The 12,405-nt window shown below is 39.8% G+C and carries 8 protein-coding genes; 4 read left to right on the forward strand and 4 right to left on the reverse strand.

The window, feature by feature from the left end; genetic code table 11:
* Together PVK63_RS09635 and pdxH are read left to right on the forward strand one after the other, a co-directional pair.
* On the forward strand, window positions 1-4,586 hold a 4,586-nt coding region (locus PVK63_RS09635), incomplete at its 5' end, for a tandem-95 repeat protein (RefSeq protein WP_274449255.1).
* A 113-nt stretch (window positions 4,587-4,699) separates the two neighbouring features.
* Window positions 4,700-5,335, forward strand: coding sequence for a pyridoxamine 5'-phosphate oxidase (pdxH, locus tag PVK63_RS09640; RefSeq protein WP_130044904.1), 636 nt, complete (start codon window positions 4,700-4,702; stop codon window positions 5,333-5,335).
* A gap of 61 nt (window positions 5,336-5,396) precedes the next feature.
* On the opposite strand, the gene punR is transcribed toward pdxH, so the two are convergent.
* On the reverse strand, window positions 5,397-6,305 hold the full coding sequence (punR, locus tag PVK63_RS09645; RefSeq protein WP_130044903.1) for a DNA-binding transcriptional activator PunR: 909 nt from the start codon (window positions 6,303-6,305) through the stop codon (window positions 5,397-5,399).
* Between the two features lie 129 nt (window positions 6,306-6,434).
* Between punR and punC the strand changes: the two genes are divergently transcribed.
* Window positions 6,435-7,628 carry a purine nucleoside transporter PunC gene (gene punC, locus PVK63_RS09650; RefSeq protein WP_130044902.1) on the forward strand — a complete coding sequence of 398 codons (1,194 nt, stop codon included), beginning with the start codon at window positions 6,435-6,437 and terminating at the stop codon, window positions 7,626-7,628.
* Between the two features lie 114 nt (window positions 7,629-7,742).
* On the opposite strand, the gene PVK63_RS09655 is transcribed toward punC, so the two are convergent.
* From PVK63_RS09655 to arfB, 3 genes are all read right to left on the reverse strand, one after another.
* Complete coding sequence (locus PVK63_RS09655) at window positions 7,743-9,383, reverse strand: DUF342 domain-containing protein (RefSeq protein WP_130088215.1); 1,641 nt, start codon at window positions 9,381-9,383, stop codon at window positions 7,743-7,745.
* Window positions 9,384-9,494: 111 nt separating this feature from the next.
* Complete coding sequence (locus PVK63_RS09660) at window positions 9,495-11,414, reverse strand: RecQ family ATP-dependent DNA helicase (RefSeq protein ID WP_130088214.1); 1,920 nt, start codon at window positions 11,412-11,414, stop codon at window positions 9,495-9,497.
* Entirely contained in the window at window positions 11,414-11,827 is a 414-nt protein-coding gene (gene arfB / locus PVK63_RS09665) for an alternative ribosome rescue aminoacyl-tRNA hydrolase ArfB (RefSeq protein ID WP_130044899.1), read from the reverse strand. Before arfB ends, PVK63_RS09660 begins: the two co-directional genes overlap by 1 nt.
* A gap of 86 nt (window positions 11,828-11,913) precedes the next feature.
* Between arfB and PVK63_RS09670 the strand changes: the two genes are divergently transcribed.
* Window positions 11,914-12,270: a YibL family ribosome-associated protein gene (locus PVK63_RS09670; RefSeq protein WP_130047061.1), complete on the forward strand. Its 357-nt coding sequence runs from the start codon at window positions 11,914-11,916 to the stop codon at window positions 12,268-12,270.
* The last annotated feature ends 135 nt before the right edge of the window (window positions 12,271-12,405 follow it).

The following is a 12,405-nucleotide window of genomic DNA, read 5'->3' on the forward strand; positions in this document are numbered from 1 at the left end:
ACAATGAGTCAGCGACGGGCAGCGATACGGCAGACGTGGATTTAGTGGCGCCTGGTGATGGTGAAGGCGACAACGGCAGTGATGTTGCACCAACGGTCGTGATTAACTCAGGCGATGATGACACCATTAACGCTGATGAAAAAGACGCGGGTGTTACGGCGAGTATTGAGCTACCTGAAGGTACAGATCTGACCTCAGACAGCCTAGTTATTTCAATTAATGGCGGTGAGCCACAAACAATCAAACTGTCAGATGCGACGTTCGATGAGAGTGGCAAAGTTGTGGTTTCTATTCCAGCAAGTGCCATCGTAGATGGTACGCCAGTGAAGGTTGACGCGATTGTTGTTGATGTCGCTGGCAATGAGTCAGCGACGGGTAGCGATACGGCAGGCGTTGATTTGGTGGCGCCTGGTGATGGCGAAGGCGACAACGGCGGTGATGTTGCACCAACGGTTCTTATCGATTCTGGCGATGATGACACCATCAATGCGGTGGATAAAGACGTGGGTGTTACGGCAACAATTACGCTGCCAGAAGGTACGAACATTGCAGAAGACAGTGTGGTTGTAACCTTCTCAGATGGTACAACAGACACCATTAAACTGTCAGAGATTACCGTCACCGACGGTAAGTTCAGTGTAGCGATCCCAGCGACAGCGATAGTGGATGGTCAAATAACAGAAGTAAGTGCGATTGTTGTTGATGTCGCTGGCAATGAATCAGCGACGGGCAGCGATACGGCAGGCGTTGATTTGGTGGCGCCTGGTGATGGCGAAGGCGACAACGGCGGTGATGTAGCACCAACGGTCGTGATTAACTCAGGCGAAGATGACATCATCAATGCAGCGGAGAAAGACGCGGGTGTCACAGCAACAATTACGCTGCCAGAAGGTACGAACACGGCAGAAGACAGTGTGGTTGTAACCTTCTCAGATGGCACAACAGAGACCATTAAACTGTCAGAGACTACCGTCACCGACGGTAAGTTCAGCGTAGCGATCCCAGCGGCAGCGATAGTGGATGGTCAAACAACAGAAGTGAGTGCGATCGTTGTTGACGCGGCAGGCAATGAGTCCGTGGAAGGCTCAGACCGTGCTGAGGTTGATACGACTTATGGTGAAGACATTGATGAGCCAGGTAATGATATTACTCAACCAACGGTGAGTATCACGGATAATACGGGTGATGAGGCCGAGCTTATCAGTGGCACAGAAAACGCAGACATCACGGTGAGGTTCGGTGAGGGCGTGAGTTCAGGCACAGCGCAAGTGGTTATTAGTGATGAAGATGGTGACACAGCAAACGACATCACGTTGAACGTGACGTTGAACAGTAATGGCACGGCCACAGTCGATGGTGGTTATACGGTGACGCAGAACGACGATGGCACTTACACTATTAATGACGTAGACGTGAAAACGCTGGTGGATGGCACCTTAACGGCAAATGCGACATTCACCGACAGCGATGGCAACGTGGCGATCGCGAAAGATGATGTGGCGAAAGATACAGTCGCTCCAAACCCTCCTGCAATCACAAACATAACCGACGACTCAGCAGCGAGTGATTACTCAACGGTGACATTACACGGTACTGGTGAGCCGGGAGCAACAATTACTATTTATGATGAAGATAATAACGTTGTCAATTCTTCTACAGCTATAACCGTAGATAGTGATGGTAACTGGACATTAGATATTTCTGACTTATCAGAAACTCCAGTCGGTGATAATGAATTCTTTAGCGTCACGCAAACAGATGAGAATGGTAATGTAAGCCTTCCTTCTGAACAATCTCATTATGCTCACGGTGCATTTAGTGGTACAGATGACTATGATGATTACGTATTACTAGGTAAGGGAGACGACACCTTCAATTTAAACGATGATGATAAAAATGATCGAGTGGTTGTTGATGGTGGTGCAGGAACAGATACAGCAGTATTAGACTCAAATTTATCTGATTGTAAAGTTAGCCTTAATGAAAACGGTGAAATTGTTATTGTTGATAAAGAGGGAGATACAAACATCTTCCGCGACTTCGAACAATTTGAATTTAAAGATAAAGAAGATGCTCAGTCTGTATCAGATTTATTCAAACCAGTAGTTACAATTATTGATGATAAAAACAATGATGGCGTTATTAATAAATCAGAGCTAGAAGGAAAAGTAACCGCAACATTTACTTTGCCTCCAGCAGCTGTAGCTGGAATGATTTTATTGATCACTATTGATGGTAATGCAGAACCTTACGCGTTAACGGAAGCTGACATAGAGTTAGGTACTGTAACTCGTGAAGTTGATGTTCCAGAACATGGTGAAAGCATTAACGCAGATGCAAGTATGAGTTATGAAGGACAAACTTTCTCAGATTCTGATAAGGCAGTTATGGAATCAAACTCGGCCCCTGATGCAGTAAATGACATCCTTATTTTTGATGGTTTAGCTGGAAGTTACTATGGTTATAACGACAGAGGACCTGATAAAGATGGTAATGATTTATCATCAATAGAACAGGTACTTGAGTTTATTAATGGTAATGATCCTGATGCCAGTTTTATAGCGAAAGAATTAGATTATGAGCGTGAAGCTAATGATCTTGGCGAAGATGATACATTGCAAGATTTCTTAGGTGTTGATGCTGATTCCTTATCGAGTGATCCAGGCGATTCTACTGATGCAATTTTGCATATTGAAGGTCAAGTTGATCTAGAACCAGGAAGATACGGCTTTAAAGTAACTGCAGATGATGGTTATTTAATTAAAATCGATGGCGTTATTGTTGCTCAGTATAATGGAAATCAAAGTTCTTCAACAACAACTCCTGGAGAAGATGGTCATATTTATTTTGACATAGATACTCCTGGATTCCATGAGATTGAAATTGTTTATTGGGATCACGGTGGTGCTTGTGAGCTTTCTATTGAGCTAGGAAAGTTTGATGAAAATAATCAATTAATCGAATATAAAGATTTAGGTGATTATCCGTTATCACATCAAGGTAGTTTGGCAACAGAAGATAACATTGTCACTATTACGCCAGAAGACTTATTAGGAAATGATACCGATATTGATGGAGACGAATTAACAATCGTAGGTGTATCAAACCCAACTAATGGAACTGTTTCGATTAATGATGATGGTGAAATTGAATTTAAGCCATCAGAAAACTTTAGTGGTGACGTTACTTTTGATTACACCATCAGTGATGGAAATGGCGGCACAGATACAGCTACAGTAACAATCAATATTGATGCTGTTGCTGATGTTCCTGAATTAACTATTAAAGAAGTGAATGATATTTCATTTGGTAATAATGGATTTGTAACTGACATCATATTAAGTGAATACATTGGTGGCGAGCTAACAGATACAGATGGCTCAGAGGCATTAAGTTATGAATTATCAAACCTACCATCGGATGCGGTGATCTTAGTAGGTGACGAACTAATTCCAATTAATAATGGAATAGTTGAGCTAACAGCAGAGCAATTATCAACAGCTAAAATCCAATTGCCATTGAGTTATACCGGTAAGCTTTCGGTGTCAATTGTTGCTATTTCTACAGAGACGAGTAATGGAGACCAAGCTAGAAGTGAGGCTCAAATCATTGACTGGGTAGTAACAGATATTCCAAATGTTGATGAAGACGTTAACTCAGAAGGTGATTTAGTTGACTCTGTTCAAGTTGTTCATGCTGGGACGGAACATGAATATACCATATGGGCTTCTTCAGGGTCAGGGAAGCCAAATGTAATGTTTGACAAAAATGATACACAGTCTGGATTAATTGTAGACGCTGGTGCTGCTGGTGATGATATATACCTAGGCTCTGGTGACGATACAATTTACCTAGGAGATAGTCATGCAGGGGGATTTGATGTTAACCCTGATGATCCTAAGCTTATAAATGCTCAAAATGTAGTTGAAAATATTTTTAGTAAAGGGAGTGATTTAAGTCATCTTCAGGATGGGGTTGAATCAGGATCATTTAAAAACATATCTGCTGACAGTAATGCTTATCTTGATCTTGGCCATGGCGGTAACGGTAATGACAAGATCTTTGGTCAAAATGGCGTTGATATTATGTTTGGTGGTAAAGGCGACGATTACCTAAACGGAGGTAATGATAATGACGGTCTTCGCGGTGGTAGCGGTAATGATATTCTTGATGGTGGCTCAGGTAACGATATCTTAATAGGTGGACTTGGTGACGATATTCTTACTGGTGGAACAGGGGAAGATATCTTTAAGTGGGTTGACCAAGGTGTTGATAATAGTTTAGATAACGGTACAGACACCATCAAAGACTTCACTGTAGGTGAGGACTTAATTGACCTAACTGAAATTATCGGTGGCGATGATAATGTTATAAATATGGGAGATCTTCTTTCTCATATTACAGTATCAGAGGATGGAGACGACCTAACACTATCGATTACAGATGACAGTGGAAATGAGCATGACATTGTCGTTGAAGGAGCTGTGACTTCATTTGGGCTTGAGAATGCAGATTTCTCTAATCAATCAGAAGTACTAACAAAACTATTGAATGATCAGATGTTTAAATTAGATGATATTACTTAATTAGTGGATCTAACCTTAAATTAAGGGCCTATTTTGGGCCCTTTTTATTTTTCCCTTGTTTAAGGGCGCTCAAAAGAGCACAATTTCAACAAACAAGTCGAAGTGAGATTTACATGGAATTAGAAGATATTCGTCGTGATTATAGCCTTGGAGGCTTACGTAGAGCTGATTTACCACAAGAGCCAGTAGATCTATTTGAACTCTGGTTAAAACAAGCGGTAGAAGCAAAATTGACTGATCCAACCGCGATGACCGTTGCTACTGTGGATAAAAATGGACAACCATTTCAACGTATCGTGTTATTGAAGCATTTTGATAAGACAGGGTTTGTTTTTTATACCAACCTTGCATCTCGTAAAGCACAGCATTTGGAAGACCATAGTAAAATTTCTCTGCACTTTCCTTGGCACACTCTTGAGCGCCAAGTTCACATTACAGGGACGGCTGAGAAACTAAGCGCACTTGAAAATATGAAATATTTCACCTCAAGGCCAAAAGAAAGCCAAATCGCAGCATGGGCAAGTAAACAAAGCAGTCGCTTAACGGCACGTTCAGCCCTTGAAGGTAAATATCTAGAGCTTAAACAGAAGTTTGCTAAAGGGGAGATCCCTGTTCCTAAGTTTTGGGGCGGCTTTAGAGTGAATATTGAATCAATTGAATTTTGGCAAGGTGGAGATCATCGGCTTCATGATCGATTCCTATACAGTAAAGATCAAGATAACTGGGAGATCGACCGATTAGCGCCATGATCTTGGCTTGATCTTAATGAATAAATAAAAATGCCGATGATCATCAGATCATCGGCATTTTTTATGTCTCTTTTAGCCACTCAGTATTAAGTTTCTCTGTATCACCGAGATAATCTAACAACCACTGAATGGCTATAGATTGATTGTTATTATTCCAAGCAAGGCAACATGGACTCGGGTCAATATGATTTTCTATCTTCTTACTCATTACTTGACCGGTTTCTAATAATCTTTTGGCTCTATGAGCTGGCATAACACCAACGCCTAAACCATCAATAAAACACTGTTCAGCACTGTGCCAATTGGGAACGATAAGGCGACGTTGATTATCTAACTGCCATGTCGAGCGTTTTGGTAATATCTGAGAGGTGTCTTCTAAGCAAATTACAGGATATTTAATTAACTCGGAATGTGGGATTTGGTCTTCATAAGCCGCTAATGGATGATTAAGGCCAACCACAAATTCCCAGGCGAGCTCTCCCATAGGACGGTATGAGAAATCACCACCAATCGGAATGGTTGCCGTTGCACCAATACCAATATCGGCACGACCCGTCATTAAGGCATCCCACACGCCGTTAAACACTTCCATGGTTAGTTGAAGCTCAATATCGGGAAAGGTGGCGTAAAAGTCTCGAACGAGCTGGTTTACCCCATTTTCACGAACGACATTATCTAAAGCAACTGACACACTTTGTTGCCAGCCGTTTGCCACTCGTTGAGTGTTAAATCGAATGTCTTCCATCTCTTTAAGGAGTTTTCTTGTTTGCTCGACAAAATAGGTTCCGGCGGCAGTCAATTCGACTTTACGGTGTAAGCGAGTAAATAAACATACATTCAAGCGCTCTTCTACAGACTTTATGGTGTAGCTGATCGCGCTAGGTACTTTATGCAACTCATCTGCCGCATGGCTAAAACTGCCTAATCGTGCAACGGACTCAATAGTGATTAATTCGTGGTATGAAAACATAAAAACCTGATGTTTATTTATTCGCATCAAACTATTTGATGCAAAGTGCAAATTATATCGTTTCACAAGAGTAGCAACTAGCACATAGAATGCAACGAATTTTAAAAATGTTCAGCTTTGGAGAAGAACATGGAAAACAAAAAACAATCTATACCTTATATCTGGCTTGCAGGCCTAAGTATGTTAGGTTTTTTAGCAACAGATATGTATTTACCTGCATTCGATATTATTCGTGGTGATTTAGCAACGACAGAAAATATGATTGGATTAACCCTAAGTATTTTCTTGTTAGGTATGGCGATTGGTCAACTTTTTTACGGACGATTGACTCAAAAGTTAGGAACGAAAAAATCACTGATCATTGGTTTAAGCATTTTTGCAGTCAGTAGTTTAGCTGCTTCATTTTCAACCAGTGTCGAAATGCTATTAGTTGCACGTTTCTTCCAAGCGCTGGGTGCTTGTAGTGCTAACGTTATTTGGCAAGCAATGGTTATTCAGCGTTACGATGCGAAAACATCACAGCGTATTTTTGCGACAATTATGCCATTAGTTGCTCTTTCTCCTGCATTGGCTCCTTTATTAGGTGCTGCGATTGAAAAGTTCTACGGTTGGTCAATGATCTTCGTAACATTAACGATTATTGGTGTTGGCTTAGCAGTTAGAACGTTTGCAGATAAAGAACCAAAACAAGAGCAAGCAACATCAGGAAAAACCATTACTTTTCGTGATGTTATCAAGTCAAAAAAATTCACAGGAAATATGTTAATTTACGCAGCAAGCTCAGCAATCTTCTTTGCGTGGTTAACGGGGTCACCGTTTGTAATGACTCAAATGGGTTATTCAGGTTCTGATATCGGTTTAAGCTATGTTCCACAAACTATTGCCTTTATCGTTGGTGGTTACGGTTGTCGTTGGGCATTAGAACGCTTTAATGCACAGCAAGTACTGCCATGGATTTTAAAATTATCTATCGCGAGTGTGGTTACGGTTTTCTTAGTGTCATGGAGAATGGATGTATCATCAATCATTCCAATGCTCATTCCGTTCTGCTTCTTAGCGGCGGCAAATGGTGCGGTGTACCCAATTGTAGTAAATAACGCATTAATTGATTTTAAAGAAGGCAGTGCTGTTGCTTCTGGTTTGCTTAACTTCTTACAAATGTTGTTCTGTGTAGCGGCAAGTGCAATGGTATCGAGCATTAGCTACATGGGCGCAATCTCTATGGGGAGCATTATGTTATTGCAATTGGTTTTCTTATTCATCGGTGCAGTTATGGTGTTTAAAGCGAACAAAGAAGAAAATATGGAATTAGCAGAGCAATAATCTGTATAAAATGATGTGATAAAAATAGCATTGAGCGTAACTGCCAATGCTATTTTTTTGCTTATAATACCAATCTACGTAAGTATTTGATCATTCTTGCTTGCTAAAATCCATTTATTTTTTCTTTATCAGTACAGGTTCAATATCGATCTCATAGCCAGAATAAAAAACCTTACTTGGACTGTATTCTCTTTTTGTCACTAAATGTTCCGTATTAAATTGAATATCAACTCGTGGAAAAATTTTATTAGTCACAAATATATGATTTTGTTTAAGGTTTAAATTAAACGTGATTTGTTCTTTTTTTAATGTCGCTCTTAAAGTACTTAAATCTTGGCTAGATTTCTCTTTTGAGCGAAGGATTTTTTCAGCTAATTCTGGTGATTGTCGTTCAATATTTATCTGCTCAATTTTAATGATTTGTGCATTGATATCATCACAGTGCTTTTGTAGTGAGTGAAGTGTTTCTTTTTGATTACTGAAATCGTGAAAAGCGTGAACTTTTGTATAAGCGCCTCCTTCAATACCGAGGTTCGCTGTTTTAATTAGGCCATTTGCTGTAGCGCTTCCGCCACTAATTGTTCCGTGTTTTTCTGATTTATCGATAACAAAAATAGAGCCTAGAGATTCAAGTTCGCAGTGATTTGAATGCAATGCAATATGAATATCGTTGTGTGCCATTATATGTGCATTTTGAGCGAGTTTTGTGGTCACTCTACCTTCTGCTGTTATGCGACATATTAAAGCTTCTCCATCAGCGACAGGCCGTCCAATGATCCCATTCATCACGGTGACATCACCTTTAGCATTGACCTCTGCATTCTCGATAAAGCCACCAACGGTAATATTTCCTTCTGCTGATACTTTCATTCCTGGTTCAATGTTTTCTTGAACAAAAATACTGCCATTAAATGAAACGTGGCCTGATGTCGCATTCACATTTTTTAGGGTTAGAAGATTATCAACCGTAACGCCAGAAGCATGAATTAAAGGCGAGCCATCGATATCGGAAATCAATATATTTGAATCAGAAGGAGAGATTGAAGAACCTGGATAAAGCTGAAAATCAGAATCAATGCCAGAAGCCGCAATGATACTTTTTCCTGTTATTGTAAGGCCGTTTTTTCCTAGTGTGGCAGGGATTTTTTCCATTAACGGTGTGTTTTTTTTAACACTAATAACTTCTCCTAGATCTCGCATATCAACATGGCCATCATCCATTTCTTGTGGCTGTAATACACGTTCTAGAATATTAGGTACAAGAGACTTAAACTGCGCATCTTGTCCTGCTATTGGTGCTTGGCCGACAGCAATGATGTTTGAAATTGTTTCCCCTGGATTAAGAACTTGGCTTTTTAACAATAGATTTTTAAGGTTATCTTTATTTATACCCTTTAAAATATGTTTATTTGTTAATGCTTCTATTATTAATGGGCCGCGTAATGGTATGCCACCATAAGCACCAGTTACGGTCATGGTCGCGGTCATTTCATCTTCTTGCATATCGATAGATAACTGCGCATCTAAACGTTGTGAAATGAGAAGACCATTTAACTCAGATACACTTCCTTTTTTTATCGAAGAAATAATATTTTCTATTTCATTATCAAATAGATAGTATTTTTCTATCCCCATATTTTTTAAAGCTTGGTGGATATGATGCGCTTCGATTAGGTGGGGTAATTCGATGTTTTCAGGAATCACAAAATGTACGGTAGATTTGTCATCTGATAAGATTAAGAACTGCTCAATCATATTCTCTCCAAAGAAACTTTTTATAGCATATTGGAGAGGATATTATCACTTATAGCGTATAGGGTTTACATTAAGTGTTGTAAGTGCAAACCGATTCACAATTATATAAAATTACCCATTAAGTTTCCCTACTAATTCAAGAACTTCGAAATAAGGTTGGGACTCAAATTTAGCAAAACCAGCCATTTTGTTGGCTTTTATCTTTGTGGTTAATGGTGTGGGAATACCACATAAAAAACGAGCAAAAACGGCGTTGGCTAACGGTTCTTTACTGTTATTTTGTAGCTCTTGGCACCACCATTTTACTTGTTCATCATCTGCAATGAAATGCGTATAGCCTCTTGGTAAGACTGCCGCTTCAGAGCGACAAGCTGAGCAGTGTCCACATTTCTCTGGTGCATTAAAATCGGCAAAATAACGTGCTAACTCATGGCTGAGGCAAGTCTTTGTTTCAAAGAAATCGAGCATTGCATGAATTCGGTTTATCTCATTCTGCTCTTTATTTTTAAACAGTTGGTGCTGCTCTTGAGCTAAAACATGGGTGCTTTCTACCTTGTTTAGAATTTGATAAACCTCTGTGACTTGTTTACTTTCCAGTTCAATCCAACCTTGCTCATGAAAATAATCCAATGCCGCAACGACACGTTTACGTTCACCTCTGTAACCCATCCACAATGCATCAAAATCAACCGTGTGCCATGTTTTGGCTTTTGGAGAACATTGAAAAATAGTAGATACAAATTGCTGACGCTCAGTTTGAAACTTAGCAATAATGTCATTAATAGAGATTAGTGTTTTAAAGCGATAATCAGCATAGTAGCTGTATTTTGCTTGAATGATGTGTTTTAGCTCTAAGTACACCAATAAGGTTTTTAAAGGCAATTGGCGAACATTGCTGTCTTTAGATAAACGCAGTAATTGAGTTTCCCACGTTTCTGATGACTTATAGATGTCATCCAATACATATTGAATCGCTTCTCTATCAGGAGTATCACCATAAACAAAGTTTTCTAATACATTTAAACCTGAGGTATTGGCAAGAACGGTACAAAATGAGAGCTTGCCATCTCGCCCGGCACGACCAATTTCTTGCGAGTAGTTTTCAATGGATTTAGGTAAATCAAAGTGAATGACTTGGCGAATATCAGATTTATCCACACCCATACCAAAAGCAATAGTAGCGACAATACAATTAATATCGCCATTCATAAATTGGTGCTGAATAGATTCTCTAATGTCGTGTTTTAGTCCGGCATGATAGGCTTTGGCTTGAATACCATTTGATTGTAACCACTGAGCCACATTTTCAGCCGTTTGCTGAAGGGTAACGTAAACAATACTTGCCTGATCTGGCTTTTGTTTTAAGGTGGCAAACAGTGTTGATCGTTTCTGCTCTTCTTCTACAGGTATAATTGAGATGTCTAAGTTAGGGCGATAGAAGCCGGTGATCACCACATTTTCTTTTGTAATGTTAAATTTCTTCCCCATGTCTTCAATAACCGCTGGCGTTGCTGTTGCGGTTAATAGGAGTACTTGAGGTATATTCAGTTCTTCACAATCTTGTGGCAACTTTAAATAATCAGGTCGAAAGTTATGGCCCCACTCTGAAATACAGTGCGCTTCATCGACAACAAGTAAAGAGATATTGATTTGAGCGATAAACTGGCGGAAGCGTTCGTTTTTTAATCGCTCAACAGAGATCATTAAAATCTTAATCTCCCCATTTCTTACCCCTTGTAAGATCGCTTGAGTCTCCTCACGAGTTTGAGTCGAATCAATCGATGCAGCAGCAATGCCTTTGCTTTTAAGAAATGTAATTTGGTCTTTCATTAAGGCAAGCAAAGGGGAAATTACGAGGGTTAGATTAGGTAATAAAAGAGCAGGTAGCTGATAGCATAATGATTTACCTGAGCCGGTAGGAAAAATAGCCGCAGACGAGTGGCCATCGAGGACCTTCTCGATAACGTGTTGTTGACCACCTCTTAGAGAGTCAAAGCCAAATACCTCTTTTAATGTCTGCTGATAATTCATTAATAATCTACCTTTTTTCTCATACTTTTAGTTTGGCCACGTTGGGTTTTGTTATCCACTCGTTTGCGTTGAGAACTGCGTGTTGGTTTTGTTTCTCGGCGCGCTTTTTGAGTTTCTGCTGCTGATAATATTAATGCTTTTAGACGCTCAAGCGCATCATCTCGATTTTTTTCTTGAGTTCTAAATTGTTGTGCTTTGAGCACGATAATGCCTTCTTTAGTGATACGGCTATCTTTCATTTTTAATAGACGCTCTTTATAGAAGGCAGGTAACGTTGATTTTGCAATATCAAAACGAAGATGAATGGCACTTGAGACCTTATTCACATTCTGTCCACCCGCACCTTGAGCTCGAATCGCAGTCAGTTCAATTTCCCAATCGGCTAATTGGACTTGGTTTGAAATGGTTAGCATGTAATAAACCTATGATCGTTGTTCTAATAGAGGGTATACTATCAGTTAGCGTCAATGCGCACCATTTTCAATACAAAGGTAATTCCATGAGTGTAAAAGAAGAGCTGCAAAAAATTCATCACCGTCTAGATCGTTGTAAGAACCGTTTAGCGGCAGCAGAAAAGCGCGATGATAAGCCTGTCGTTAAGCAATTCTTGCAGGAAATTCAAACACTAGAAAAGAAAATCACTAAGCTAAAAGGTAAGCAGCAATACGAAATGGGCAACAAGGGTACTGAAGTTCGTAACCTTGAGTTCAAGCGTGCTATTACTAAAGCTGAGCAAGCTGATATGGGTAAACTGAAAAAATCGGTTCGCGGTTTAGTCGTTGTTCACCCAATGACAGCGCTTGGCAAAGAGCTAGGACTTAAAGAAATGACAGGTTTTGCGCCACAAGCGTTCTAATAACTTTTCATTTCAAACTCAAAACACAAGTACGTGTTGAAATATAAATAGCCATGATATCGTTAAGAGCATGGCTATTTTTTTTAAGTAATTCATTCATACATCAGCTATGATGTCCGCTATTATTCATTATCA

The organism is Aliivibrio sp. S2TY2, assembly GCF_028765525.1.
GTDB lineage: Bacteria > Pseudomonadota > Gammaproteobacteria > Enterobacterales > Vibrionaceae > Aliivibrio > Aliivibrio finisterrensis_A.

Bases quoted from the DNA above. Each gene is read 5' to 3' on its own strand.
- PVK63_RS09660 (WP_130088214.1), bottom strand. From the start codon at position 11,414: ATGAATTATCAGCAGACATTAAAAGAGGTATTTGGCTTTGACTCTCTA.
- arfB (WP_130044899.1), bottom strand. From the start codon at position 11,827: ATGCTAACCATTTCAAACCAAGTCCAATTAGCCGATTGGGAAATTGAA.
- pdxH (WP_130044904.1), top strand. From the start codon at position 4,700: ATGGAATTAGAAGATATTCGTCGTGATTATAGCCTTGGAGGCTTACGT.
- PVK63_RS09670 (WP_130047061.1), top strand. From the start codon at position 11,914: ATGAGTGTAAAAGAAGAGCTGCAAAAAATTCATCACCGTCTAGATCGT.
- punC (WP_130044902.1), top strand. From the start codon at position 6,435: ATGGAAAACAAAAAACAATCTATACCTTATATCTGGCTTGCAGGCCTA.
- punR (WP_130044903.1), bottom strand. From the start codon at position 6,305: ATGTTTTCATACCACGAATTAATCACTATTGAGTCCGTTGCACGATTA.
- PVK63_RS09655 (WP_130088215.1), bottom strand. From the start codon at position 9,383: ATGATTGAGCAGTTCTTAATCTTATCAGATGACAAATCTACCGTACAT.